Annotated in this window: 22 protein-coding genes; 14 read left to right on the forward strand and 8 right to left on the reverse strand. The window is 60.4% G+C overall.

Annotation, left to right across the window (positions count from 1 at the left end):
- Window positions 1–8: 8 nt before the first annotated feature.
- Window positions 9–1,625 (reverse strand): response regulator, encoded by a 1,617-nt coding sequence (locus tag OKC42_RS09250; RefSeq protein WP_270819510.1) that lies wholly within the window; start codon window positions 1,623–1,625, stop codon window positions 9–11.
- A 374-nt stretch (window positions 1,626–1,999) separates the two neighbouring features.
- Between OKC42_RS09250 and OKC42_RS09255 the strand changes: the two genes are divergently transcribed.
- The 13 genes from OKC42_RS09255 (at window position 2,000) to OKC42_RS09315 (ending at window position 18,225) form a co-directional block, all read left to right on the forward strand.
- Window positions 2,000–2,176, forward strand: a complete 177-nt coding sequence (locus tag OKC42_RS09255; RefSeq protein WP_158113075.1) for a hypothetical protein — start codon at window positions 2,000–2,002, stop codon at window positions 2,174–2,176.
- The gene (locus OKC42_RS09260; protein ID WP_270819511.1) at window positions 2,173–6,201 is read left to right on the forward strand and encodes an ATP-binding protein; all 4,029 of its coding nucleotides are present in this window, start codon (window positions 2,173–2,175) and stop codon (window positions 6,199–6,201) included. Before OKC42_RS09255 ends, OKC42_RS09260 begins: the two co-directional genes overlap by 4 nt.
- Window positions 6,202–7,146: 945 nt before the next feature.
- Entirely contained in the window at window positions 7,147–8,280 is a 1,134-nt protein-coding gene (hybO, locus tag OKC42_RS09265; RefSeq protein WP_005345182.1) for a hydrogenase 2 small subunit, read from the forward strand.
- A gap of 2 nt (window positions 8,281–8,282) precedes the next feature.
- A complete protein-coding gene (gene hybA / locus OKC42_RS09270) occupies window positions 8,283–9,329 on the forward strand; it encodes a hydrogenase 2 operon protein HybA (RefSeq protein ID WP_270819512.1) in 1,047 nt (348 codons plus the stop codon).
- A complete protein-coding gene (hybB, locus tag OKC42_RS09275) occupies window positions 9,322–10,509 on the forward strand; it encodes a Ni/Fe-hydrogenase cytochrome b subunit (protein WP_021230238.1) in 1,188 nt (395 codons plus the stop codon). Before hybA ends, hybB begins: the two co-directional genes overlap by 8 nt.
- Window positions 10,506–12,209, forward strand: a complete 1,704-nt coding sequence (gene hybC, locus OKC42_RS09280; RefSeq protein ID WP_270819513.1) for a hydrogenase 2 large subunit — start codon at window positions 10,506–10,508, stop codon at window positions 12,207–12,209. The genes hybB and hybC overlap by 4 nt, the downstream gene beginning before the upstream one ends.
- The gene (locus tag OKC42_RS09285; protein WP_270819514.1) at window positions 12,209–12,739 is read left to right on the forward strand and encodes a HyaD/HybD family hydrogenase maturation endopeptidase; all 531 of its coding nucleotides are present in this window, start codon (window positions 12,209–12,211) and stop codon (window positions 12,737–12,739) included. Before hybC ends, OKC42_RS09285 begins: the two co-directional genes overlap by 1 nt.
- Window positions 12,721–13,260, forward strand: a complete 540-nt coding sequence (gene hybE / locus OKC42_RS09290) for a hydrogenase-2 assembly chaperone (RefSeq protein ID WP_270819516.1) — start codon at window positions 12,721–12,723, stop codon at window positions 13,258–13,260. Before OKC42_RS09285 ends, hybE begins: the two co-directional genes overlap by 19 nt.
- 131 nt (window positions 13,261–13,391) lie before the next feature.
- On the forward strand, window positions 13,392–15,002 hold the full coding sequence (locus tag OKC42_RS09295) for an ABC transporter substrate-binding protein (RefSeq protein WP_270819518.1): 1,611 nt from the start codon (window positions 13,392–13,394) through the stop codon (window positions 15,000–15,002).
- Window positions 14,987–15,997 carry an ABC transporter permease gene (locus tag OKC42_RS09300; protein WP_270819520.1) on the forward strand — a complete coding sequence of 337 codons (1,011 nt, stop codon included), beginning with the start codon at window positions 14,987–14,989 and terminating at the stop codon, window positions 15,995–15,997. The genes OKC42_RS09295 and OKC42_RS09300 overlap by 16 nt, the downstream gene beginning before the upstream one ends.
- Window positions 15,987–16,802 carry an ABC transporter permease gene (locus tag OKC42_RS09305; RefSeq protein ID WP_270819521.1) on the forward strand — a complete coding sequence of 272 codons (816 nt, stop codon included), beginning with the start codon at window positions 15,987–15,989 and terminating at the stop codon, window positions 16,800–16,802. Before OKC42_RS09300 ends, OKC42_RS09305 begins: the two co-directional genes overlap by 11 nt.
- Complete coding sequence (locus OKC42_RS09310) at window positions 16,796–17,584, forward strand: ATP-binding cassette domain-containing protein (protein ID WP_270819523.1); 789 nt, start codon at window positions 16,796–16,798, stop codon at window positions 17,582–17,584. Before OKC42_RS09305 ends, OKC42_RS09310 begins: the two co-directional genes overlap by 7 nt.
- The gene (locus OKC42_RS09315; RefSeq protein ID WP_270819524.1) at window positions 17,584–18,225 is read left to right on the forward strand and encodes an ATP-binding cassette domain-containing protein; all 642 of its coding nucleotides are present in this window, start codon (window positions 17,584–17,586) and stop codon (window positions 18,223–18,225) included. The genes OKC42_RS09310 and OKC42_RS09315 overlap by 1 nt, the downstream gene beginning before the upstream one ends.
- Window positions 18,226–18,577: 352 nt before the next feature.
- On the opposite strand, the gene hypB is transcribed toward OKC42_RS09315, so the two are convergent.
- The gene (gene hypB, locus OKC42_RS09320) at window positions 18,578–19,456 is read right to left on the reverse strand and encodes a hydrogenase nickel incorporation protein HypB (protein ID WP_270819539.1); all 879 of its coding nucleotides are present in this window, start codon (window positions 19,454–19,456) and stop codon (window positions 18,578–18,580) included.
- Here hypB and OKC42_RS09325 point away from each other — a divergent pair.
- Window positions 19,337–19,729, forward strand: coding sequence for a hypothetical protein (locus tag OKC42_RS09325; protein WP_270819540.1), 393 nt, complete (start codon window positions 19,337–19,339; stop codon window positions 19,727–19,729). The two genes, hypB and OKC42_RS09325, sit on opposite strands and share 120 nt — an antisense overlap.
- On the opposite strand, the gene hypA is transcribed toward OKC42_RS09325, so the two are convergent.
- From hypA to selB, 6 genes are all read right to left on the reverse strand, one after another.
- Window positions 19,707–20,048, reverse strand: a complete 342-nt coding sequence (hypA, locus tag OKC42_RS09330; protein WP_040065733.1) for a hydrogenase maturation nickel metallochaperone HypA — start codon at window positions 20,046–20,048, stop codon at window positions 19,707–19,709. The two genes, OKC42_RS09325 and hypA, sit on opposite strands and share 23 nt — an antisense overlap.
- Before the next feature lie 69 nt (window positions 20,049–20,117).
- Window positions 20,118–21,122 (reverse strand): hydrogenase expression/formation protein HypE, encoded by a 1,005-nt coding sequence (gene hypE / locus OKC42_RS09335; RefSeq protein ID WP_040065731.1) that lies wholly within the window; start codon window positions 21,120–21,122, stop codon window positions 20,118–20,120.
- An 85-nt stretch (window positions 21,123–21,207) separates the two neighbouring features.
- The gene (gene hypD / locus OKC42_RS09340; RefSeq protein ID WP_040065729.1) at window positions 21,208–22,320 is read right to left on the reverse strand and encodes a hydrogenase formation protein HypD; all 1,113 of its coding nucleotides are present in this window, start codon (window positions 22,318–22,320) and stop codon (window positions 21,208–21,210) included.
- Window positions 22,314–22,565 (reverse strand): HypC/HybG/HupF family hydrogenase formation chaperone, encoded by a 252-nt coding sequence (locus OKC42_RS09345; protein ID WP_040065728.1) that lies wholly within the window; start codon window positions 22,563–22,565, stop codon window positions 22,314–22,316. The genes hypD and OKC42_RS09345 overlap by 7 nt, the downstream gene beginning before the upstream one ends.
- Before the next feature lie 5 nt (window positions 22,566–22,570).
- Window positions 22,571–25,009, reverse strand: coding sequence for a carbamoyltransferase HypF (gene hypF / locus OKC42_RS09350; RefSeq protein WP_270819527.1), 2,439 nt, complete (start codon window positions 25,007–25,009; stop codon window positions 22,571–22,573).
- Window positions 25,006–26,889 carry a selenocysteine-specific translation elongation factor gene (gene selB / locus OKC42_RS09355; RefSeq protein ID WP_270819528.1) on the reverse strand — a complete coding sequence of 628 codons (1,884 nt, stop codon included), beginning with the start codon at window positions 26,887–26,889 and terminating at the stop codon, window positions 25,006–25,008. The genes hypF and selB overlap by 4 nt, the downstream gene beginning before the upstream one ends.
- Between the last annotated feature and the right edge of the window lie 3 nt (window positions 26,890–26,892).

A 26,892-nucleotide genomic window follows, 5' to 3' on the forward strand; every position in this document is an offset into this window, starting at 1 on the left:
GATTCTTTTCACTCTGGAGATGGATTGAAACCCTCTTTTTGCGGGAAGGACGCCGAGATATTCAGCAGCCTGGTTTCTTCATCCAGCGACACAGTAACGGTGGCGCCATGAGCTTCCAGCATGATTTTGCCATGATAGCCATTGTGACTGTGTGCTTCTTTGTTGTTATTAGATGATGGGAATCTGTCGAACAGAGAGAGGACATTGTTGATATCCAGCAAGGTCGAGCTATCAATATTTAAAATAATGCTGTCGGGATATTTCAGACATACAATTTCCACGCAGGAGGAGGGCGTCGCATGCTCACAAGCGAGCCGTGTCAATATTTGAAACGCGGAATAACAGAGAAATTCGTCACCTGCGATGAATAGCTCGTCATAGAGGTAATTTTTGGGTTTGGTCAGCTTGATATCGAGCTTTTTCCCGGCATAGAGATTTTTGAATTGCACCGAAAGCCGGTTGAAAATATTAAAGAGCTGGACTTTACCCGCTTTCAAAACAAAGGTGCCGGTTTCAATCTGGTAAATCTCGCTGGCCAGCCGGGTCAATGCCAGTGCATCGCCTACAGATTTTCTGGTGATGGATAGCTGGGTTTTTTGGAGCATGTTGAGCGATGAGTCGGCCGCTAGCTCTTCCAGCAGGTGTAGCGCGTTGAGCAGGGGCTCCCGAATTTCATAGCGGATATTGAACTCGAGGCTCTCTTTGAGCGCATTGAGCTCAAGCATCTGATCGAACTCTTTTTGCAGATCTCTTCTGGCATGCACCAGCCGCATCAGATTGGCAATGCGAAAACGCAGCATCTCGATGTCGATCGGCTTGGTGATAAAATCGACGGCCCCCAGTTTCATCGCCCGTTTACGGGAATAGATATCATCCAGTGCCGTCATAAAGACGATGGGGATGTGCTCAGAGTGGGGATGTTCACGCAAAATTCTGGCGACATCGAATCCGTTCAGGTTGGGCATCATGATATCGAGCAGCACCAGATCGGGTGGATTATCCGATTGGCAGATCCTGATCGCTTTTTCGCCATCCTTGACCAACTTGAGATGAAACTCTTTGCGAAATACCGAGGTGATCAGCATCAAATTATCTGGAACATCGTCAACCACCAGAATGGTTGGACTATCCTGATTGCTGGCGACCAGATCGCTGTTGGAAAAACGGTGCAAACGACCGAATTCAAATTGTGAAAGTGGGGGCTGCGACTGGCTGGTTGCCAACAGCAGCCGAGTGATCCTGGTTTTAAGGGTATCGGGCTTGAGCGGGGTCAAGATAATGTCAGAGACTTTCGCCTGGACAAATTGTTCGATCAATGGGCGATCTGTCCCTGAGGTCAGGGTCAAAAATGGCAGTGTGTGATGAGGTGCCCTACTGCGAATATTTTTCAGCAGCGTGAGCAAGTTTGCCGAATCGAGATCGATATTGCAGATGATCATGGCGGCAGGGCCATCAGCCACGCAACGTTCCAGCGCCTCGACACTCTCCACCACCGTAATCTGGCTTATGCCAATGGCTCGTAACTGATTGCATAGCGCATCGCTGTGCACATTATCTTTTTCCAGTACCAGCGTGGGCCCGGAAATTATTTTTGCTATGTCCATATGGCTATCTGATGTGCCCATCTGTCGCTGTATCCTGCCAGCTCATTTTGAGCATGATAATATAGGGTGCATGACCCCGGTCAACCGATACCTCTGCAACCTTGCGCTGGAAATATAAATCTGCAAGCTGGCTCATCACCCAACGTGATAAAGAGAGCAATCCGATATCATCATACCGTTGGTGCTGACCCATCTTCTGATGGTGTACAACCGCCATTACCCCATATCCACTTTTTTCTTGTATCCGATTTATCCCTTGTGAGTTGCTGGCTCCTGTCGGGTTGTGCGCACATTTCAACCGGGTTGTCATGGCTGCCTGTCGGGGGATCCGTTATGGTGTGAGAAAGGTTGGCAGGGGTCGCCATCCTCCATCTTGGCAGGGAGAATCACGAGATATGGAACATCTTGCCCCGAGCGCGGCTCATCCTATGGTGCTGCTGGTTGATGATAAGAGTGGCTGCCACAAGTTGATGAATGCGCTGCTCGGTGAGTGCCTTTTATTGCACGTCTTCTCCTGTGAGGCGGTGCTGATGATGGCCAGGCAGAACGATGGAGCATGCTGTCAACCATGAAATCGCGTCTCTGGCACATTGCTGCCGTGCTGTTGCTCTCCCTGATGTTGGCCACGCTGGTCGACGCCTTCTATCTGGAGCTGGAGCGGCAGGAGTATCGCCAGTCGCTGGATACCCGCATTCAGCGCGAGGGCGACAATCTGCAGCAACTGACCCTCTCAAGCAAGGGGATGGGGGCGGTGCAACTGGCTGGCCGCCTCAACCGCGAGATCCAGCAATCGTCACTGCTCGAGCGGGGGGAGCTGAGCCCGAGCGAAGCTCTGCAGGTGTTGGCGCAGGGGGTGAAGGCCAATCATGCCTTTGTTACCAATAAAGCAGGGGTGATTGTCCGTGATTGGGATGCGCTTGGCCGCCATGTCGTCGGGCAGGATGTGTCGTTTCGCTCCTACTTCAGGCAAGGGCTCAAGGGGCTGGAAACAGTAGATGCCGGGGTTAGCCTCAATACCGGCAAGCGGATGATCTATGTGGCGGCGCCAGTCTCTCACGATCGGGCGCAAGGAAGCGACATTACCGGGGTGGTGGTAGCGCGCTACGAGATGGCGCTGCTCGATACCTTTCTGGCCGGGTGGGGCGATACCATCGGTTTGCTGGTCTCGCCAGATGGAGTGGTGATGGCCAGCAACAAGAGCGACTGGCAAATGGCGGTGGTGGGACCGAACTCTGCCGCCAGGCAACAGCAGCTCTTTGCCTCTCGCCTATATGGACACTACTTTGCCCCGGATCGCAAACCGGTGATCCTGCCTGCACTCGATGGCAGTGAAGTTCGGATAGGGAAAGATAGCTATCTGGTGAGCCGCATGCCTATCGAGTGGCACGATGCCAAAGGGCAGTGGACGCTGCTGCTGTTGGGCAATGTGGAACAGGCCGTGTCAGGATGGCGGCGAGTGGCCTTGTTCGGCACCGCCCTGTTGATATGTCTGAGCTCGGCCCTGCTCTGGCAGGGGCGGATGTTGCGTCGCCGCAGTATCCGCGAGCGCAACGAGCAGTTTGCCTTCCAGCAGGCATTGATCGATACCCTGCCACATCCTCTCTTCTATACCGATAATCAGGGTCGCCTGCTGGGGGTAAATCGCGCCTTTACCAGCTCATTTGGTGGTGCCCGCCCGCTCGAGGGCAAGCGGTTGGCGGAGTTGCCCCAACTTGCCGGGTTGGACTCGGCGGATGAGGACAACACCTTGTTGAGGGTGGCTGGCAGCCAGGCCAGAACGCAGCATGAGGTGCGCCTGTTTTCGCCGGATGGCCGTCCTCTGGACATGCTCTATTTTCTCTCGGGGATCGAGCTTGCCGAGAGCGAGCGAAGCGGTGCGGTCGGCAGCTTGGTCGACATCACCCCGATCCGTGCCGCCGAGCAGGCCATGCGGGAGGCTCATGACCGGATAGCGGCAGATCGCCAGCGGCTGCACGAGAGCGAGCAGCGGATCCAGTCCATGGTGCGCAACGTACCGGGTATGGTCTATCGCTGCTTGCCTCATCATCCCTGGACCATGTTGTTCGTCAGCGACGAGGCGGAAAAATTAACCGGCTATCCCGCCAGCGATTTTGTCGATAACAGCCGCGATTTTGGTGACTTGATCCATCCTGATGACCTCGAACTGAGCAACCGCAACACCATCGATGCCATTGCCGAACATCGGCAATACATCAACGAGTATCGCATCTTCGATCGCTGGGGTCAGCTCCGCTGGGTCTACTCCATCGGACTCGCCACCTATGATGCCGAGGGTAAGGCCATCTATCTGGACGGAATCATCTTCGATTTCAGCGACCGTAAGCAGGCTGAGGCCGCCATGCTAGAAGCTAGGCAGATCGCCGAAGATGCCACCCGAACCAAGAGCGAATTTTTGGCCAACATGAGCCATGAGATCCGCACGCCAATGAATGCCATCATCGGCATGGCCCATCTGGTGCTGCAAACCAACCTCTCCCCCGAGCAGCACAACTATGTGAGCAAGATAGACAGAGCGGCGAACAACCTGCTCGGGATCCTCAACGACATCCTTGACTTCTCCAAGATGGAGGCGGGCAAGCTGCAACTGGAGAAGGTGGATTTCCAGCTCAACGAGGTGTTCGAGTGGCTGGCGGACCTTACGGCGTTTCGGGCGCGGGAAAAGGGGCTGGCGCTGCTGTTCGATCTGGCCGCTGATCTGCCTGACCGTTTGTGCGGCGATCCCCTGCGGCTTGGCCAGATCCTGCTCAACCTGACCAGCAATGCCATCAAGTTCACCGAGCAGGGAGAGGTGATTGTCCGGCTGGCACGCAGTAACGAGCGAGATGGCAAGATCTGGCTGCAGGGCAGTGTGCAGGATAGCGGTATCGGGATGACAGCCGAGCAGTGCCAGCGTCTCTTCCACTCTTTTGAACAGGCTGACAGCTCGACCACCCGCAAATATGGTGGCACCGGTCTTGGTTTGGCCATCACGCACAATCTGGTGCAACTGATGGACGGTGAGATCCGGGTGGAGAGCGCCCCGGGGCAGGGCAGCGAGTTCCACTTCCGTATCTGTCTCGCCACCCTGGCGGATCAGGGTAAGGAGAAAGAGCAACGTGTGGCCATGCCGCTGGCGCCGCAGCGTCTGCTGTTGCTGGAACCTCACCCAGCTTCGCGTGTAGCCATTATCCACCAGCTGGCGGCGCTGCCTGTTGAGCTTGTCTGCGCGGACGAGCCCGCCGCGCTGCTGGCACTGCTGCATCAAGGCATCGCGGCGGGCAAACCCTGTGATCGAGTTGTGCTGGGCTGGCAGGAGGGGGAGAGCTGGTTGTCAGAGGTGCTGCAGGAGGTTGGCACGCTGGCAGCGCCGCCCGCGATCTTGCTGATCACCTCGGGCGATCCCGCACCGCTTGCCAGCAATGTTGCTGCGCTGGGGTTGGCGCCGTGTGATGTGCTGGCCCATCCGTTTACCCCGCAGGCACTGTGTCAGGCATTGTGTAAGGCGCAGGGGGGCGATGCCGTGGGACGAGAGGCGTTATCGGATGCAAGCCCCCATCATCAGGTTGCGCTGCCCGCTCATGGGTTGGCGGGGGCTCGTCTGCTGTTGGTGGATGATAACGACATGAACCGGGAGGTGGCGCTGGCCCTGCTGGGCAAGGAGCAGATTTCCCTGGTCTGTGCTGGCGATGGGGCACAGGCGCTCGCCCTGTTGGCGCAAGATCGCGGGTTTGACGGCATCCTGATGGATTGCCAGATGCCGGTGATGGACGGGTACACCGCGACCCGGTTGATCCGCGCCGATCCGGCGCTGGCCCGGATCCCCATTATCGCCATGACAGCCAGCACCATGGTCGGGGATAAAGAGAAGGCGCTGGCGGCAGGCATGAATGACCACATCGCCAAACCCTTGAATATGCCGCTGTTGCTGGCGACCCTCTCGCACTGGATCACACCCGCCAGACCTCTGGCTGCCGCCAGCAAGTTGCAGGTGACTGACGATGCGACCCCTTGGCAAGGCGTGCCCGGCCTTGACGTGCAGCGGGGCATGGCCGTGATGGGGGGCGACAGTGCGCTCTACCGCAATATGTTGCAGCGCTTCTGTAACGGGCAGCAGGGGTTTGAAGCCAGTTTCCACTCGGTGTGGGTATCGGATGACAACGTCACGGCCCGACGTCTGGCTCACACCCTCAAGGGCAGTGCCAGCACCATAGGGGCGACCGGTGTGGCGGATCAGGCGGCGCTGCTCGAGCAAGCCTGTGAAGAGGGGGATGATGCAGGGGTCGCAACCCGCTTGCCATCCCTGATGGCCGAGCTGAAGCCCCTGCTGTCTGGGCTGGAAGCCGCGCTGGCAGTGTCCCCTGTGACGATGGGCGCTTCCCGAGGCATCGATGCCGGGATGCTGGCGGCGCAACTCCAGCAGTTGGGGGCCTTGCTGGCACAGAGCGATGCCCAGGCGTTGGCGCTTTGTCAGCAGATTGAGGCTGATCTGGCTGGCAGTGCATTGCCGCTGCGTGCTGCATTTCAAGAGGTGAGCCGGGCGGTCAACGAGTTCGAGTTCGATAAGGCGCTGCAGTTGCTGGCACCACTGCTTGGGTGATGGTTAACACCCTTATCGCTTGTCATGTTCATCGTCATCCCAACTCATTTTTTAGGGTTGCCATTGAACAAGAATAATTATCATCTATATCGATAGATATGGATATTTACGCTATGGTTAATTACGCAGGGTGACGTGAAGGTAAATAGTGTGAATGCGTGCGGTAACATCTGTAACCGGATGAGCGAATGTATCGCGAGTTAAATATGATCACTATGTTGAAGGCAGCCTTCCACCTTGCCTTTTCTCTCTCCATTAATTTGAATGCAGATTCACGATGATGCGTAAACATATCCGTGAGTGCGATATTTACTCACCAGCATCCAAGACAATAAAGAGTGGGGGGAGCGTATTGATATGCATACCTCGGCGGCATCTTTTCATTAAGCGGTGTTAAACGGCAGGGAGGCCAAGCGGGGTTGTGCTGTGTGGGCTCGCAGTAGAACGTGTCGCACTGAAGCGCAGGTAAAATGCAAACTGAAACCAAGCGACATGCAGGTAAATCGTGCCGTGCTTGCTACCGGTGGCAGCTGGCCGTGAGACCGTTCTGGTGTGGGGAGGCAAGTCAGGAGGTTGTCCCGTGGATGACTGTATGGAATATGCAATGGAATGAGTAAAGATATATTCAATGGATCATTTATTGGTGGGCATCTGTATTGTGAAATGAGCGGTATAGCCAAGATTTCAATCATGTTAATTTGGCTCACAGTGAAAGAGAGGATATACCGCGATTAATTATTTAATATCCAATTAAGTTCATAAAATTTACGGGAATGCTAAATATCTCTTTGGGGGTAATTAATTTCATTTGTGATGTGGCTCGCTATGAAAATAGGGGTAAGCCGGTCGAAATTGATAGAGATCAATACTGCAGGGTGGGTGAGTCCTTAGCATTTCCGCTATTAAGCATTTATCAAACAAGTGCTCACTACGGGAATAAGTAGAATGGTCGAGGATAATTTTTTATCGGCTCATGGGATTAATCGCCGTGATTTTATGAAATTGTGTGCCGGGATGGCCGCAACCCTGGGATTAAGTCAGCATGCCGTCGCCAAGATGGCCACTGCGCTCACCAGCCCCGAACGGCCGCCGGTGATCTGGATTGGGGCGCAGGAGTGCACCGGTTGTACCGAATCGCTGCTGCGCGCCACGCACCCCACCATCGAGAACCTGATCCTCAATACCATTTCGCTGGAGTACCACGAGGTACTCTCGGCTGCCTTTGGTCATCAGGCGGAAGAGAACAAGCACAACGCCATCAAGCGTTATAAAGGTAAGTATGTGCTGGTGGTGGATGGCTCCATTCCGCTCAAGGATGGCGGCGTCTACTGCATGGTGGCAGGTGAGCCCATCGTCGACCATATTCGCCGTGCTGCCGCCGACGCGGCTGCGGTGATCGCCATCGGCTCCTGCGCCGCCTGGGGCGGTGTGCCTGCCAGCGGTGGCAACCCGACCGGCGCGGTCAGCCTGGAAGAGGCGCTCGGCAATATCGGCACTCCCATCATCAATATCCCGGGCTGCCCGCCCAATCCCCACAACTTCCTCACCACGGTTGCCTACTACATCACCTACGGCAAGCTGCCGGCGCTGGATAGCAAGAAGCGTCCGCTGTTTGCCTATGAGCGGCTGATCCACGAGAACTGCGAGCGTCGTCCGCACTTCGACGCAGGGCGTTTTGCCAAGGAGTTTGGTGATGAGGGTCACCGTCAGGGTTGGTGTCTCTACCATCTTGGCTGCAAAGGGCCGGAGACCTATGGCAACTGTTCAACTCTGGAGTTCTGCGATGTGGGCGGCGGCATCTGGCCGGTCGGCATCGGTCACCCCTGTTATGGCTGCAACGAGCAGGGGGTCGGTTTTAGCAAGGGGATCTTCCAGCTTGCCAAGGTAGAGAACCCGACTCCGAGGGTGGATAAACCAGATGTGAAGATCCAGGAGGGGGGCTATACCTCGCCCACCGCGACCGGCCTTATCGGTGGTGCCCTCGGGGTGCTGGTAGGGGTGAGTCTGATGACGGTGCGTGAACTCGGTCGCCAGCAAAAACGCCACGAAGCCGGGCAGCACCCATCACGGGAGGAGTAACCGTGAACAGACGAAACTTCCTCAAATTTGCCTCCGTCGGTGCACTGGCGGCGGGCACAGCCGTACCCGGCACCGCACTGGCGGCGGCCAAGAACAAGCCGCCCATTCCCGGCGCGCTCGGTATGTTGTATGACTCTACCCTTTGCGTCGGCTGTCAGGCCTGTGTGGCGGAGTGTCAGCGCCTCAACGGCAACCCGACCAACCCAGCCGGGGCGCAAACCTGGTCCAACAACGACAAGCTGACCCCTTACACCAACAACATCATTCAGGTGTGGAAGAGCGGCACTGGCGAGCACAAGGATCAGCTGGTGGATGGCTACGCCTACATCAAGAAGCAGTGCATGCACTGTGTCGATCCCAACTGCGTCTCGGTCTGTCCGGTGCAGGCTCTTAAAAAAGATCCCAAGACCGGCATCGTTCACTACGACCCGAGCGTCTGCACCGGCTGTCGCTACTGCATGGTGGGCTGCCCGTTCGATGTGCCCAAATATGACTATGACAACCCGCTGGGGGCGATCCACAAGTGCGAGCTCTGCAACCAGCAGGGGCTTGAGCGGATCGATCAGGGCAAGTTGCCCGGCTGTGTCGAGGTGTGCCCTACCGGCGCCGTCATTTTCGGCACCCGCGAGGAGCTGATGGCCGAGGCCAAGCGTCGTCTGCTGGCGACCCCTGGCAGTGAATATGCCTATCCGCGCCAGACCCTCTCTGCCAACGACCCTTACCTGCACGAGGTGCCCAGCTACCAGCCATACGTCTATGGCGAGAAGGAGGGGGGCGGCACCCAGGTGCTGGTGCTGGCCGGGGTGCCCTATACCAAGCTCGACATGCCCGCCTTGCCGGAGCTCTCCTCTGGTGCCCGCTCCGAGCATATCCAGCACACCCTCTACAAGGGGATGGTGCTGCCCATGGTGGTACTGACCGGCCTCTCGGTGCTCATTCGCCGCAACACCAAGCATGGTCACGATCACCATCATGATGATGGCCATGATCAGGTGAGTACGCAGATCAAGGATCAGGGCACCACAAAGGGAGGCAAGGATCATGAGTAACCACAAGGCGTATCCCCTCGGCGGCAAGCTGGTCAGCTGGCCGGTGCTGGTGCTGGCCCCCTTTGCCGTGCTGTGCGGCATGTTGATTTTAAAACGCCTCGTCTTCGGGCTGGGCTCGGTCACCGATCTGAATGGCGGTTATCCCTGGGGACTCTGGATCTCGTTCGATCTCTTGATCGGCACCGGTTTCGCCTGTGGCGGCTGGGCGCTGGCCTGGGCTGTCTATGTGTTTAACCGGGGCGAGTATCACCCGCTGGTGCGACCGGCCCTGCTGGCGAGCCTGTTTGGCTACTCGCTGGGCGGCCTCTCCATCACCATCGACGTGGGGCGTTACTGGAACCTGCCGTACTTCTACCTGCCCGGTCACTTCAACACCTCCTCGGTGCTGTTCGAGACGGCGGTCTGCATGACCATCTATATCGGGGTGATGGCGCTGGAGTTTGCGCCCGTGCTGCTGGAGAAGTTCGGCTGGAAGGCGTCACTCATTCGCCTCAACAAGATCATGTTCTTCGTGCTGGCGCTGGGGGCTCTGTTGCCCACTATGCACCAATCCTCCATGGGATCCTTGATGATAGTGGCGGGGGAGAAGATCCATCCGCTCTGGCAAAGCTACGAGCTGCTGCCGGTCTTTTCGCTGCTGACCGCTTTTATCATGGGTTTTTCCATCGTGGTGTTCGAGGGATCTCTGGTGCAGGCGGGACTGGCGGGGCGGGGCCCCAACGAGAAGTCGCTCTTCTACAAACTGACCCAGGTGATCGATATCTTCCTGATCCTGTTTGTGGCGCTGCGCTTTGCCGAGATCGTCATCCATGACAAGTCGGAGTATCTCTCCGAGTTCAATCGCTTCTCCATCATGTTCTGGAGCGAGATTGCGCTGATGATCTTCCCGCTGCTGGTGTTCCACTGGGACAAGAGCCGCCGGGATTCGCGCATGTTGTTCCTGGGGGCCCTCAGCATGCTGCTGGGCGCCGCCCTCTGGCGACTGGATTACTCCCTGCTCGCCTTCAACCCCGGCAATGGCTACCACTACTTCCCCTCCGCGGAGGAGGTGCTGATCTCTCTGGGCTTTGTTGCCATCGAGGTGTGTGCCTATTTGCTGTTGATCCGGCTGCTGCCGGTACTGCCATCACTTGAACGTGTTCACCAAGATTATCAGGCCCGAGGGAAAGCCAACGTATGAGCCAACGTATCACCATAGACCCCATCACCCGCATTGAGGGGCACCTGCGTATCGACTGCGAAATCGAAGGCGGAAAAGTGACCAAAGCCTGGTCGTCCGGCACCATGTGGCGTGGCATGGAGGAGATCGTCAAGGGCAACGACCCGCGCGATGCCTGGATGATAGTGCAGCGCATCTGCGGGGTATGTACCTCCATTCACGCCATCGCCTCGGTGCGGGCGGTGGAGAACGCCATCGGCGCCAAGGTGCCGGTCAACGCCCAGTACATCCGCAACCTCATCATCGCGGCTCATAACATCCACGATCACATCGTCCACTTCTATCAGCTCTCCGCGCTGGACTGGGTGGACATCACGGCGGCCCTTGAGGCCAACCCGCAGAAGGCGGCCGACATGCTCAAGGGGGTATCGACCTGGTCCCTCAACAGCGCCGACGAGCTGACCAAGGTGCAGGAGAAGATCCGCGCCCTGGTGGCGAGCGGCCAGCTCGGCATCTTTGCCAACGGCTATTGGGGCCACAAGGCGATGAAACTGAGCCCGGAGGTGAACCTCATCGCCGTGGCCCACTACCTGCAGGCGCTGGAGTGCCAGCGCGATGCCAACCGCATAGTCGCCATTCTCGGCGGCAAGAGCCCGCACATCCAGAATCTGGCGGTGGGCGGCGTGGCCAACCCCATCAATCTGGATGCACCTAGCGTGCTCAACCTGGAGCGGCTGCTCTATGTGAAGAGCTTTATCGACCGGCTCGGCGAGTTTATCGAGCAGGTCTACAAGGTGGATGCCGCCATCATCGCCGCACACTACCCCGAGTGGCTGAACCTGGGGCAGGGTGCCAAGCACTACCTGAGCGTGCCGGAGCTCCCCACCGACGCCAACGGTGGCAGCTTCCTGATGCCGGGCGGCTATATCGAGAATGGCAATCTGGCGGGTTATCGCCCCATCGAGAGCCATCAGGATGGCTGGCTGATGGATGGCATCGCCGAGAGCAACAAGCACGCCTGGTACAAGGATGACGAGCCTCTCAAACCCTGGGAGGGCAAGACCGAGCCCAACTACACCGGCTGGCAGGATGACGGCAAGTACTCCTGGGTCAAATCCCCCACCTTCTACGGCAAGGTGGTAGAGGTGGGGCCGCTCGCAGACCTCTTGGTGAAACTGGCCGCCAAACATCCGGAGACGGTAGCGCACTTCGATCAGCTGAATGGCATCTACAAGGCGCTCACCGGCTCTGCCATCAAGACCGAGCAGCTGCACTCCACCATGGGCCGCATCATCGGCCGCGCGGTGCGCTGCTGCGTGCTGAAAGATACCCTGGCGCACCAGTGGAAGGCCCTGGTGGACAACATCGGCAAGGGGGACACTACCGCCTACATCAAGGCGGAGATCCCGGCGGATAAAGAGTTTCGCGGAGTGGGCTTTGAAGAGGCACCGCGTGGCATGCTCTCCCACTGGATCGTCATCAAGGATGGCAAGATCGAGAACTATCAGGCGGTGGTGCCATCGACCTGGAACTCGGGCCCGCGCAACTTCAACGATGAACCCGGCCCCTACGAGCAATCGCTGGTGGGCACCCCGGTGGCGGATCCCGCCAAGCCGCTGGAAGTGGTGCGCACCGTCCACTCGTTCGACCCCTGCATGTCCTGCGCGGTGCACGTGGTGGATACCCAAAATGGCGAAACGACTCAGGTGAAGGTGTTGTGATGAACATCCTGATCCTGGGCGTGGGCAACCTGCTCTTGAGCGATGAGGCGGTGGGGGTTCGCATCGTCGAGGCGCTGGGGCGCAACTACCGTTTCGCCCCCGGCATCGAGCTGCTCGACGGCGGTACAGCCGGCATGGAATTGCTCGAAGCGATGGCCAGTCGCGATCACATCATTTTGGCGGATGCGGTGAGCAGCGGTAATCCGCCGGGCACCGTAGTGACTCTGAAAGATGAGGAGATCCCGACCCTGTTTGGCCGCAAGATCTCCCCCCATCAGCTGGGGCTGGCGGATGTGCTCTCGGCGCTGCATATGACGGGGGAGTCGCCCAAGCGGCTCACCCTGATCGGGGTCGAGCCCGAATCCCTCGAACCGCGTATCGGCCTTACCCCTGTGGTGGCGGCGGCCATGGGGGAGGCGACGGATCGGATTTTGACCCTGTTGGCCAGTGTCGGTGCCCCCGCCATCCCGCTCTCTGAGCAGGAGAAAGCTGAACAAGCGCGGGAGGGCCTATGGCGCAGTCCCATTTAAGCGAGGCTGAGAGAGTGCTGGAGAGAGTACCGGAGACGGCACAGGAGTTTGCCGGTTTTGCCATCAATCCCGCTCCTCTGCTGGTAGCCCAGTATGAGCGGATCGCTCGCGAAGAGATGCAGGCGTTGCCCTTCTATCACGCCACCATGCCCATAGTGGCGGAGTGCACGTTGTTTGAAGACCAGTGGCTCGGCTGCGTGCTCACCCCCTGGATGTTGAGCGTGGTGGTGCTGCCGGGGCCAGATCAACTCTGGCCGGTGCGCAGCAGCAGCGATCGGCTCGCCCTGCAGCTCCCTTGCGGCAACATGACCTTTATGGTGGGTGAATTGCCCGAAAGTGGTCAGCTGCTGGCCTGCTCCCTGATGTCGCCGCTCGATCCCCATCTCGGTGCCGGGGAGGGGCGCTCACTGGTGAGCAGCACCCTCAAGATGCTGCTCTCCTTGCCGGTGCAGCAAGGGGCTGGCGGCGTGGATCTGGGCCGCAGACGGCTATTCGGTGCCCGGCGCGGTCAGCCGGTATAGTCGCTAGGTTTCACGCGAAATCAAGTTTAGAATAGGGGGCCATTTTGGCCCCTCACTCCCATGTTCAGACACGCATTCCACCTCTTTTTTGAGTGATGATCCGTGAGTGGTACAAAACAAGAAGGATCCCCATGACTGTTCCGCGCAATTCCCTTCGCCATTACTGTGGCACCAGTGCTGCCGCTCTGTTGACTCTGCTGCTGGGCTCTGCCTCTCACGCGGCGCTGGCCGCAGCCCAACCTGTGCCTGCCGAGCTCAAGCTCGCCATCGGAGCCGAACCCACCGAAGGGTTTGACCCTCTGCTTGGCTGGAGCCACGGCAGCTATCTGCTGCTGCACAGCCCGCTGCTCAAGCAAAACGCCGATCTCAGCTGGCAGGATCTGCTCACCCAAGCGGTGACCCCGAGCAAGGATGGCAAGGGGTGGCTTATTACCCTCAAGCCTGACCTGAAATTCTCCAATGGCGCGCCGCTCACCGCCGAGGATGTGGCCTTTACCTTCAACAGCGCGGCCAAGGGTGGCGGCAAGATCGACATGGGCAACTTTGTCTCGGCCAAGGTGCTCTCGCCCACTGAGGTGGCCATTACCTTGAGTGCCCCCCAGAGCACCTTCGTCAACGTGCTGGGATCCTTGGGGATAGTGTCGAAGAAGGATTACGACGCAAAAGAATATGCCCAAAAGCCGGTCGGTGCCGGCCCTTACCGGCTGGTGAGCTTCCTGCCCGGTCAACAGCTGGTGGTGGAGGCGAACCCCTATTACGCCGGTGGCAACAATGACTTCAAACGGCTGGTCTTTGTCTTTATCGATGAAGAGAGCGCCTATGCCGCGGCCCAGAGCAGCCAGCTCGATGTGGTGCGTATCGCCCCGTCGCTGGCGCCTACCGTGCCTGCTTCCCTCAAGCTGTGGGTGCGGCCGAGTGTCGAGAACCGCGGCATCGTCTTCCCCATTCCGCCTGCGGGCGGCAAGGATGCCAAGGGCTATCCCATCGGCAACGACGTGACCTCGGATGTAGCGGTGCGCCGCGCCATCAACTACGCCATTGACCGCAAGTTGCTGGCCGACCAGCTGCTGGAAGGGCACGCCATCCCCGCCTACAGCGCGGTAGAAGGCTTGCCCTGGCTGAACAAAGACACCGCCTTCAAGGATGGCGATGCGGCCCACGCCAACGCCCTGCTCGACGAGGCGGGTTGGAAGATGGGCAGTGACGGTATTCGCCACAAGGGCGACCTGAGAGGCGCCTTTACCCTCTGGTACACCAGTGGCGACAGCACCCGCCGGGATCTGGCGGAAGCGGTGCGGGCCATGCTCAAACCCATCGGTCTTGAGGTGAGCCTCAAGTCCGGCAGCTGGGAGCAGGTGGAGCGGGAGATGCATGCCAATCCGGTGCTGATGGGGTGGGGGAGTCTGGATCCCATGGAGCTCTATCACCACTACCAGAGCGGCTCCGGTGGCGTGGAGTTCTACAACCCGGGCTACTACAGCAACCCTGTGGTGGATGGCCACCTCAAGCAGGCGCTGGATGCCCCGAACTGGCAGGCGGCCGTGCCGTTCTGGCAGCAGGTGGAGTGGGATGGCAAGACCGGTGCCGGAGTGCAGGGGGATGCCGCCTGGGCCTGGCTGCTCAATGTGCAGCACACCTATCTCGCCAACCGTTGCATCGATCTTGGCAAGGGGGCGCCGGAAGTCCACGGTAGCTGGTCTCTCCTCAACAACCTGCAGGATTGGCGGTGGACGTGCCGTTAAGTTCGCCCTTGAGTCATTCAGGTTATCTGTTGCTAAAAGCCCTGCTGCGTCTGGCAGGGCTGTTATGTCTGGTCTCTGTCGCCACCTTTGTGCTGCTGAGTTACTCCCCCATCGACCCCATCAAGGCCTATATCGGAAACGATCTGCTCCATGTGCCGCCGGAGCAGTACGCCCGCATCGCCGCCCGCTGGGGGCTGGATCAACCGCTCTGGCTGCGCTACTGGCACTGGTTTACTCAGGTGCTGCAGGGGAATCTCGGTTACTCCATGCTCTACAACGCGCCTGTGGGTGAAGTCATAGGCCAGCGCTTTGCCGCCTCCTTCCTGCTGCTGGCGGGCGCCTGGCTGCTCTCCGGCTTTTTCGGGATTTTGCTGGGGCTGTGCGCCGGTCGCTATCTCAACCGCTGGCCCGATCGCTTTATTTGCCGCTTTGCCTACCTGCTTGCCTCCCTGCCCACCTTCTGGGTCGGCCTGTTGCTGCTCGCCCTGTTTGCGGTGCACTGGCCGCTACTGCCGGTCTGCTGCGCCTGGACGCCGGGGCTTGCTGCCGATGAGGCAGATTGGGTTATGCGAGCACGCCATCTGTTGCTGCCGGTCACCACGCTCGCCCTGCTGGGGCTGGGCAATATTGCCCTGCATACCCGGGGGCGGGTGGCCGAGGTGCTGGAGAGCGACTTTATCCGCTACGCCCGCGCTCAGGGGGATGGCGGCTGGCCCATGTTGCGTTTTCATGTGCTGCGCCACGCCCTGACCCCGGCGCTCTGCCTGCAGTTTGCCTCCCTTGGTGAGCTGATTGGCGGATCGCTCTTGGCCGAAAAGGTCTTCTCCTATCCGGGGCTCGGCCAGGCCACCGTGGATGCAGGGCTGCGGGGCGATATTCCCTTGCTGATGGGCATAGTGCTCTTTTGCACTCTGCTGGTCTTTATTGGCAACACGGTGGCCAGTTTGCTGCTGGCGCGCATCAATCGTGGCTGGGAGGGTGAGCATGCTGTTTAATCCGTTACCCTCCATCCTGCGGCTGGGTTTTGCCCTGCTCGGATTGACGCTGCTGGCTGCTTACGGCTGGAGCCTCTCTCATCAGGATGTGCCGATGGATCTGCTGGCGCGCCAGCAACCCCCCTCGCTGGCCCACTGGTTCGGCACCGATCAGATGGGGCGGGATCTCTGGTTGCGCGCCTTTCAGGGTACCCTCACCAGTCTGGAGCTCGGCATCAGCACGGCGCTCTGCAGTGGCCTGCTGGCCATGGTGGCGGCAAGCGTGTCGCTCATTCACCCCAGATGTGATGCGGCGGTACGAATGGTGATCGACGCCATGCTGGCGCTGCCCCATATGCTGCTCTTGATACTGATCTGCTTTACTGCGGGGGGCGGCATGCGCGGGGTGATCCTGGCGGTGGCGCTCACCCACTGGCCCAAGCTGGCGCTCATTCTCTGCGCAGAAGCGCGGCGGATCGCCTGCAGCGACTATGTGGTGCTGGCCCGCTGTCAGGGGATGGGGGCGCTGCGTCGCTGGCGCACCCACCTGCTACCGGGCCTGTTGCCCCAGTGGTTTATCGGCACTCTGCTGATGTTTCCCCATGCGGTACTGCACAGCGCGGCCTTGAGCTTTCTCGGCTTTGGTCTGGCGGCCCACGAGGCCTCGCTGGGTCTGCTGCTGGCCGATGCCCTGCGTTATCTGGCCGGTGGCGGTTGGTGGCTGGCCCTCTTCCCGGGGCTGATGTTGCTGCTGCTGGTTCTGCTGTTTGATCAGGCTACCCGCGCCTTGCAACAGCTGTTGTGGCACAGGAGTGAACCATGCTGAGTTTTGACCATGTGACCATAGAGGCAGCCCACTACTCCTGGCTGGGGCGACGCAGTTGGCAGCCTTTGCTGACCGATATCAGCCTGCAACTGGCGCCGGGGGAAATCGTGGCGCTGGTGGGGGGGAGCGGCGAGGGCAAGAGCCTGCTGCTGCAAAGCGCCCTGACCCTTCTGCCGGACAATCTGCGAATGCGCGGCACCATCTCCCTCGATGGCACGCCACTGTGCGATGCCAGCCGGGCCAGCCTGCGCGGCCACACCCTCTGCTATGTGCCGCAGGGGGTAAGCGCCCTCAATCCGCTGCTGACGGTGGAGCGCCAGCTGGGGCGGGCGGCACGTCTGTGTGGCCAGAACGGTTCTCGCGAGCGGCTCGGCGAGCAGTTGCTGCGCTACCAGTTGCCTGCTGCCACCCTGGATCGCTATCCGCGCCAGCTCTCCGGCGGCATGGCCAAGCGCATTCTGGCCTGCACCGCGGCGCTCGGCTGTGCCCGCTACATTCTGGCAGACGAGATCACCGCCTGGCTCGACGAGGAGCTGGCCTGTCTGCTGCTCGGCCAGTTGCGTGAATTGGCCAATCAGGGTAGCGGTATCCTCTGGGTGACCCACGATCTGGCGCTGGCGGCCCGCTTTGCCGATCGCATCGTGGCCCTTCATCAGGGCCAGGTGAGCGATACCTTGAGCAGCCACCATCTGCGCCAGGGGCAGGGGAGCGAGATGCTCCGCGCCCACTGGCAGGCGCTGCCGGAGTTCAACGCGCTCTTCTCTGTGCCGGAGGTTTCCTGATGTTGGAAGTACGAAATCTTACTATCGCCAAGGGGGAACGCTCTCTGTGGCAGGGGCTATCGCTGGCAGTCAAAGCGGGCGAGCGGCTCGGCATCTCTGCCCCGAGCGGTTATGGCAAGACCACGCTGGGGCGGGTATTGGCCGGTTGGCAACCGGTTCGGGTTGGCGGGCAGATCCTGCTGGATGGGCAGCCGATGTCTGAACAGGTAAAAGGTTATAACCCCATCCAGCTGGTGCCCCAGCATCCGGAGCTCACCTTCAATCCCTATCGTACCACCGGGCAGGCGCTGTGGGATGTATGGCGCCCCGATGAGGCCATGCTGGCCCGCTTTATGGTCAAGCCCGAGTGGCTAAGTCGCAAGCCGGGTCAGCTCTCCGGTGGCGAGTTGGCCCGCATCGCGCTGCTGCGCGCCCTCGATCCTCGCACTCGTCTGCTGATTGCCGATGAGGTGACCGCCCAGCTGGATCCGCAGATTCAGCGTCATCTCTGGCGGGAGTTGATGGTTGAATGCGAGCAGCGCGGGCTTGGCACCCTGATTTTTAGTCACCAACAGGCGCTGCTGCGCCAGATCTGCCATCGGGTGCTGCGCTTTGGTGAGGTGCAGCCCGAATCTGGGGCGCTGACCGAAAGCGCGGCTTGAAGGTTAGTTCCCCCTCATCCCCAGCCCTTCTCCCGCAAGGGGAGAAGGGAGCAGAAGGCGCCATTTCGCCAGGCTCGGGGTTTAGGGTTTGGAGAACCTTGGGGCTTGAAAATATGGCTGGTTGTTATGCTCGAAGCTCCCCTGAGGGGTTTGAGGGCGTCGTATAGTCGCGGCATCCACAAACCGATTCCCTCTCCCTGGGGAGAGGGCCAGGGTGAGGGGACGTGAGTATGAGTCGCTGGCCATTCTGTACAGAGAGAACCGTTGGCAAGGCGCGCAGATAAAAGAGAGGGAGGCATCAGCCTCCCTCTTTTGTTTTCTACCGTTATCAGCGGCGTTTAACCGGTTGATTTCAAGCACTGGCCAGCCAGTTGAGCCAGGCATCCATCCCTTCACCGGTAGTGGCGCTGACCTGGATCACCTGAATATAGGGGTTGACCCGTTTGGCGTTCTCGATGCAGCGGGCCACGTCAAAGCTGACGTAGGGCAGCAGATCGATCTTGTTGATCACCATCAGCTGGGCGGCGGCAAACATGTCCGGGTATTTCAGCGGCTTCTCTTCCCCCTCGGTGACAGAGAGGATCGCCACCTTGTACTTCTCGCCGAGATCGAAGCTGGCGGGGCAGACCAGATTGCCGACGTTCTCGATAAAGAGGATGCCCCCTTCATTGGCGGGTAGCTGGTGACAGGCGTCGTGAACCATTTTGGCGTCCAGATGGCAGCCCTTGCCGGTGTTGATCTGCACGGCAGGGACACCGGTGGCACGGATGCGATCCGCATCGGCGCTGGTCTGCTGATCCCCTTCGATCACCGCGCAGGGGCGTTTGTCGGCCAGTTGGCGCAGAGTTTCGCAAAGCAAAGTGGTTTTGCCTGAACCCGGGCTAGAGACCAGGTTAAGCACCAGCTGGTCTGCGGCAGTGAAGTGTTCGCGGTTGTGGGCCGCCAGCGCGTTGTTCTTGGCCAGCACATCCATCTCGATGGCGATCAGCTGGCGCTGCCCCATACCGGGCACCGACAATCCCGCTTCCCCTTTGCCATAGTGCAGATCACCCTGCTGATGGTCATGGTCATGGTCATGGTCATGGTCATGGTCATGGTCATGGTCATGGTCATGGCAGTGATCATGGGGATGCGTGTGGGAATGGCCGTGCTCATGAGATTGGGCATGATGATGGTCGCGGGGATGATCATGGTGGTGCTCATAGGGCTGATCATGCCCCTCATGGCTTATGGGAGCCCGTACCCCGTGGTAGTGGTGATGGACATCCCCCTGATGGTGATAGTGGTGGTGAATGATCAGGGTGCGCGGCGCGCTCTGCTCGTGATCATGATGGTGATGGGCGTCATGAGCATGATGATGGTCGTGTTCATGACCGTGTTCATGACCATGTTCATGGTGATGTTCATGTTCGTGATGATGCTCATGATCGTGCTCATGGCCAGCGATCCGCGCCTGGCCGCATCCGCATACGCTACACATATCAACTTACCTCGATGTCGGTGATGCGCAGGCTATCACCCTGCGCGACTCGTAATTTGTACCCACCACACCCGGGGCAGGCCTGCCCGCGCTCGGTGAGGGTGACCGTCTGGTTGCAGTCGTAACACCAGGCCTCTGCCTCCTGGCGCTGAAAGTGCAGCTGGGCCCCTTCGACGGCGGTGCCTTTGGCGGCCGCCTCGAAACAGAAGGCAATGGTGTCCGGGTCGACGCAGGAGAAACTGCCGACCTCGAGCCAGAGGGCGGTCACCTTGCTAAAGCCCCGCTGGGTGGCCTGTTCGGCCGCCAGATCGATGGCGGCCATGGCCAGAGACATTTCGTGCATGGAGGCTCCTTAACCGATATGGGGAGGAGCAGTGACTCCTCCCTGTAATTGACTAGACGGCATGGCCGCTCAACAGATCCGCGGTAGCAGCTCCCCCTGCGGCAGCTCCAGATAGCGGCGGCTACCCCAGGGGTTGTTCAGGATCACCTTGTGGCGATCGCTCGCCTGCACCACGCCGATCTGGCTTGCCGCGAGGTTGAATTGCCGCAAGATGCCCAGCGCGTCCTGCGCCTGTTCGGCAGGCAGGGCCAGCACCATGGTCCCCTCGTTGGCGAGATCATGGGGCTCGAAACCGTAGAGCTCGCACAGGCCACGCACCGGATCGCACACCGGAATGGCGGACTCCTCCAGCTCGATGGCAACGCCGGAGGCGCAGCTCCACTCGTTGAGCACGGCGGCAAGGCCACCGCGAGTGGCATCGCGCAGGGCGTGAGGGGTAATACCCGCTTTTAGCAGTGCTTCTACCTGTGGCCAGAGGGTGGTGCAGTCGCTCTTGAGATCAGATCCCAGCTGCAGGGCGTCACGGGCCATTAGGATGCAGGCGCCGTGGCTGCCGATATCCCGCGACACCAGAATGGCGTCACCGGCCTTGAGGTTGCGTACCGAGATGTCCCGGCTCTGTTCAGGCAGCGGGAATGTGCCGACCCCGCTGGTGTTGATAAAGATCTTATCGGCCGCCCCCTTGGGCACCACCTTGGTGTCGCCGCAGACGATGCGGGCGCCGCTCTTGGCAAGTTCCGCGGCCATCGACTCGACGATGCGGGTCAGATCTGCGTAGGGGAAGCCCTCCTCGATGATAAAGCTGCAGCTCAGATACTCGGGTTTGGCCCCCATCATGGCCAGATCGTTGACCGTGCCGGCGATGGCCAGCTTGCCGATATCCCCCCCCTCGAAGAAGAGCGGCGAGACGGTAAAGCTGTCGGTGGTGAAGGCGACGGGGCCCTCTACCGGCAGCAGGGCAGCATCTTCACCGCGCAGCAGGATCTCGTTGCCAAAGTGGCGAAAGAAGAGCTGGTTGATCAGCTGGTTCATCTCGACACCGCCGCCGCCGTGGCTAAGTTGGATTTCTCTCATAGGGTCTGGTTCTCCACAAGATTGCAGAAACAGGCTGGTTCATCTCTCCTCATCACCCGACCGCCGTGGCTTAACTGAATTTCTCTCATTGGATCCCCATATATCGGTAGTAGGCATTGCAGGCCCCTTCGGAGCTGACCATGCAGCTGCCCATGGGCTGGGTCGGGGTGCAGCCCCGGCCAAAGACCTTGCACTGGTTTGGCTTGGCCAGGCCGCGCAGGATATCGGCGCACTGGCACGCCTTGTGGTCATCGATGGGAGTCTGATTGAGCGCAAAGTGACGCTCTGCATCGCGTTTGGCAAACGCATCGCGCAGGCGCAGGGCGGAGGCGTTGATATCGCCGAGGCCTCGCCAGCGAAAGTGCTCGCGGGTTTCGAAAAAGCGCTCAACCAGCCGCTGGGCGGCTTTATTGCCGCTGGCGGTGACGGCGCGGCTGTACTGCACCTCCAGCGCGTAGCGACCCTCCACCTTCTGGCGCACCATCATCAAGAGCGCCTCCATCACATCCACCGGTTCGAAGCCACTCACCACCACAGGCACCTGATAACGATCGACGATGGGCAGGTAGATATCGGCGCCGGTGATGACGCTGACGTGGGAGGGGCCGATAAAGGCGTTCACCTTGGCCACCCCGTCGGCCATCACCGCATGAATGGCGGGGGGCACCAGCACATGGTTGATATGAAACAGCAGGTTCAGGGCCCCTTGTTCTTCAGCGGCAGCCAGCAGCGCCGCTGTCATCGGGGTAGAGGTCTCGAAACCGATGGCGAAGAAGACCACGGTTTTCTCAGGGTTCTCACGGGCGATACGCAGGGCGTCGAGGGGGTCATAAACCGGGCGGATATCGCTCCCCTTGGCCCGTTGCTGGGCTAACGTGCCTTTGGAGCCCGGTACCCGGATCATGTCCCCCAGGGTGACCAGAATGACGCTGGGCTGGCGGGCCAGCTCGATGGCCTGATCGATGCGCTCTTTGGGCATGATGCAGACCGGGCAGCCGGGGCCGTGAACGAACTCGATGCTGGCCGGCAGCAACTGGTGCAGGCCGTACTTCATGATGGTATGGGTATGGCCACCGCACACCTCCATCACCCGCAGCGGTTCGGGGAGTAATTTGGCCAGTTCGGTGATCTGGGCGGCGAGGGCGCGGATCACCTCGGGCTGGCGAAAGCCCTGAAACAGATCATTCAAGGTCAGCATGGCAAGATATCCTGTTTGGGCATCAGGGCCACCATCTGGCGGAAGCTCTCGAGGCTGGCCTGCGCCTCCTCTTCGTCAATCTTGCTCATCACAAAGCCGATATGGAGCAGCACATAGTCGCCCACCTGGAGGGGCTCCTCGAGCAGCATGCAGCTGACGCGCCGTTGCACCCCCAGGGTATCGACGGTGACGCAGTTATCTTCGGGGTGCAGCTGCACCACCTGAGAGGGGATGGATAGACACATGGATTTCAGGACTCCGACAAGGTGGCACAACCGGTGGTGACAGGCTGATGCGTGGCAAGATGGTGGATGGCAAACCATAGCTGACCGGCGGCGATGCCACCGTCATTGAGTGGCAGGGTTTCGCAGGTCAATACCTGCCGACCGGCCGCTTCGAGCGCGGGAACCAGCTGATCCATCAGCACCCGGTTTTGAAAGACACCGCCCCCGAGCGCCACCGGATAGCCGGGGAAGCGCTCGGCAAGGGCGATGATCAGATTGCTGATGGCGCGGATAAAACCGGCAGCCAGGCTGGCAGTGGCGGTGCCTTGGCGCCGCTCGCTGACAAGGGTATGGATCAGCTTGGCCCACTCGATATGCAGTGGCCCCTCTGTTGATTGGCTGAGATCAAAGGCGAGGGGGAAGGGCTGTTCATCGGGGGCCAGCTGCAAGGCGGCTGCCTCCAGCAAGAGTCCGGTCTCGCCCTCATAATCCGGGGTATCGATCACCCCCAAGAGCGCCGCCACCGCATCGAACAGCCGGCCGATGGAACTGGTGTCGGGAGTGTTGCGACCCAGCTGCCAGAGCTGGTGCAGATTGCTGATCCGCTCAAGGGGCAGTTGCTTGATCAACGGAATATCGAGGGCGCTGATCTGCTCAGGGCTATGCGATTCAAACAGCAGCCCCAGCAGCTGACGTACCGGCTCGCGGATGGCCGCTTCGCCGCCGATCAGCTTGAAAGGCTGGAGGTGGGCAACCCGCGTAAAGTCCTTCACATCGGCCAGCAGCAGCTCGCCACCCCAGAGGGTGCCGTCATCGCCAAGGCCGGTGCCATCGAAGGCAACACCCAGTACCGGGCCCGTGATGTCATGTTCGGCCATCACTGCCAGCAGGTGGGCGTGATGGTGCTGTACCTCGAGATGGGTTGCATCCTGATCGCGGCAGTAGTCCCTGGCCCACTGGTGGCTGAGGTAGCCTGGGTGGCGATCCGAGACCAGAACTTCGGGTTTGAGATTGTAGAGATCGCGAAAGGTCGCCAGGGTCTGCTCGAAGTGCTCCTGCATCGGCAGGCTGTGCAGATCGCCGATATAGGGGCTGTAGATGCGCTGGCGGCCGAAGGCGAGCGCCAGCTGGTTCTTCTGTTGCGCCCCGACAGCCAAGAGCGGTACCTTTACCGCCTCTTTCAGGCTGGGAGTGCAGGGGGCATAGCCCCGGGCCAGCCGCAACGTCTGGCGTCGCCCGCCTGCCCACTGCACCAGACTGTCGTCGCACGGGTGCAGGATTGGGCGGTTGTGATCCAGGATGCCGTCAATCTCGCTGCCGAGTTCCCTGACCACCGCCTCACACTCGATAAGGATTGGGCTGCCGCGACCATTGGCGCTGGTGGCCACCAGCGGCATGGCGCAGGCATCCAACAGCAGCTGATGGAGCGGGGTATAGGGGAGCATGACGCCAAGGTAGGGGATGCCGGGGGCGATCCCCTCGGCCAGCGGCGCGGTTGTCAGTAGGGATTCTGAGTGCCGATCATCGTTTTTGCGCTTGCGCAGCAAGGTGATGGGTCTGGCCTGAGAGGTGAGCAGCGTCCACTCTGCCTCGCAGCCGGTGACATGCAATTTGGCCTCGGCAAGGGAGCCCATCATCACCGCCAGTGGTTTGCGCGCGCGCCGTTTGAGCATTCGTAATCTGGCCACACTCTGTTCATTGCGGGCATCACACATCAGGTGATAACCCCCCATCCCCTTGACCGCAATCAGCGCCCCCGCTTGCAGGGCGCTTGCAGCGGCCTGCAGGGCATCCTCGCGCTCGGCCAGCGCATCGCCATAGCCGCTGCGCCAGCTGAGATGGGGCCCGCACTCGGGGCAGCTCACCGGCTGGGCGTGGTAGCGTCTGTCCAGCGGGTTTTCATAGGCCGCCGCACAGCGCGGGCACATGGCAAAGTCGGCCATGGCGGTGTGGGGGCGGTCGTAGGGGAGGCTGCGGATGATGGTGTAGCGCGGGCCGCAGTGGGTGCAGTTGGTAAAGGGGTAGTGGTGGTGGCGATCGTTGGGGTTGGCCACATCCGTGGCACACGCCTCGCACATCCCCTGATCCGGCGAGATGGCGACCGTGGCCGCGCTCTGCTGCTGGCTCGCTTTAATTCGAAACTGGCCATGAAATTGGCCATCGAAGTCGGGATCATGAGCGAGGGGCAGTTCCCGCTCGCTGAAATGATCGATTCGGCTTAAGGGCGGCGCCAGTTCCCGCAGTTCGCGGGCAAAGCTGGCCAGCTGCTCGGGCGATCCTTCGGCGCCGATGGTGACGCCGTTGGCATCGTTCAGTACATAGCCGGCAAGGCCGTGGCGCAGTGCCAGCCCATAAACGAAGGGGCGAAAGCCGACCCCCTGCACGATGCCGTCGATATGAAATTCGCGGCGCAGCCGGTTGGCGACCGGATTGGCAGAGACAGAGGGGGCGATGGTGGCGCTCATGCCGGCTCCATCTCATCTTGAGTCTGCGGCAAACGCAGTACCCGGCGCTCGTTCTCCTCGCGCCGCACCCAGCCATCCATCTCCATGCGCAGGCAGAACGGAATGGCGTATTTGCGCGACAAGCCGGTGATCTCCTTGAGGGATGCCATGTCGATCAGATCTCCCACCTGCTGGCCCGCCAGCACGGCGGCGACCATCTGGTTGTAAAGCTCGGCGTCGTAGTAGATGGGGCCATCGAGCTGCACCAGATACTTGAGTCGTGCCAGATTGCGCAGCTGCTTTTGCAACGCGCCTTTTTGCTGTAAGCCCTGCTGCAGGGCGGCGGGCAGCTGGCGGGTGATAAAGGGATCCAGCTCTACGCCGCCGGGGCCCAGTTTACCGGGCTCGTAACCCTCCTTGCCTTGATCTCGCACCACCTTGAGCACCAGCTGTGCCTCTTCCCCCAGATCATCTTCCGACTCGCCGCTGCCCTGCTGCCACTTGTCATGGTGCAGGCGAACAAGCTGCTCGCTCTTGAGCTGCTGGAGCAGGGCCTGAGTGACCGGCAGGGCGATGCCAAAGCGGGTTGCAAGCTCTGCGGCGCTAAGCGGTTCGCTGGCCAATGTAGCGAGCAGCTGGTCGCGGCTCTGGGCCAGCCAGTGGTTGTCCAGCAGCCAGTCACCGAGGGGGGTGACCTGCTCTGGCTGCTGGTCAAAGCGGCTGGCCAGCACATAGCCGTTGAGCCCCAGTTGCAGGGTGGCCGGGTTGTAGTGCTCGAGCTCATCTGGCAGCTCGCCCAGCAGGGTGTGCAGTGCCTTGCGTCTGGCGGGATGGATGTCGCCGCACCAGACGATGCGGGCGCCGTGCAGCAGTTCGCTGCTGCCGTGGCGAATAATGGCGAGCGGCTGACCAAAGAAGCAGGGAATGGGGCTGGCAAAGATCAGCCGCGCCAGCCGGGTATCCTTGATGGGAACAAAACGGGCCCGGCCATGCCAGCTGCCAAGGGCCACCTCGATCTCCTGCGTGCGCAGTGTCTTGCTACTCAGGCTCTCGGCGTTGAGTCGCACGATAAGGTGGGTTGCCGCCTCGCACTGGCCAGCGGCGCTGGTAAGGCAGTGGCCGCGTGCCACCTCCTTGTGGGGCACTTTTTTAAGGCCCACCGCCACCCTACAGACGGCGCCGATCTCGTCGACGCTCTGGTGATAGGCCTGCAGGGATCGCACCTGCACCTCCCGACCGGCGGGGTAGAGGCGCAGCTTGTCCCCCACCTTGAGGCAGCCCTGTTGCAAGGTGCCGGTGAGCACGGTACCGGTGCCGTTGGCGGTAAAGACTCTGTCTACATACAGTCGCGGGGAGGCCTGTTCGCGGGGAGCATGATGCTCAGCCATATCTCCCAGCTGGCAGACGATGGCGGTGTGCAGGGCAGTCATATTCTCGCCGGTTTTTGCGCTGACGCTGACGATATCGGGCACCATGCCGCTCTCGTCCATCACCCGCTCCAGCAGGCTCTCTTCCAACAGCAAAAGCTCGTCAGGGGAGACCAGATCGCACTTGTTGATGCAGACCAGGAGGCGCGGCACCCCCATCGCCTTGAGCAGGCGCAGGTGATCGCCGGTCATCGGCATCCACCCCTCGTCGGCGGCAATCACCAGCAGCACCAGATCCAGACTCCAGAGCCCCGCCACCATGTTGCGGATATAGCGCTCGTGGCCGGGGACGTCGATGACGCCTATGGTGTTGCCCTGACCGTCGTCAAAGTGGGCAAAGCCGAGATCCTGGGTCATGCCGATGGCCTGCTCGTGGGCGCGGGCCGTGGTGATGCCGGTGAGGGCCTTGATCAGCAGGGTCTTGCCGTGATCCACGTGGCCGGCAAGACCTATAACGGCGCGATAGGGGGTCATGGG

Source organism: Aeromonas sp. Y311-2 (assembly GCF_027706025.1).
In the GTDB taxonomy this organism is placed as follows: domain Bacteria; phylum Pseudomonadota; class Gammaproteobacteria; order Enterobacterales; family Aeromonadaceae; genus Aeromonas; species Aeromonas veronii.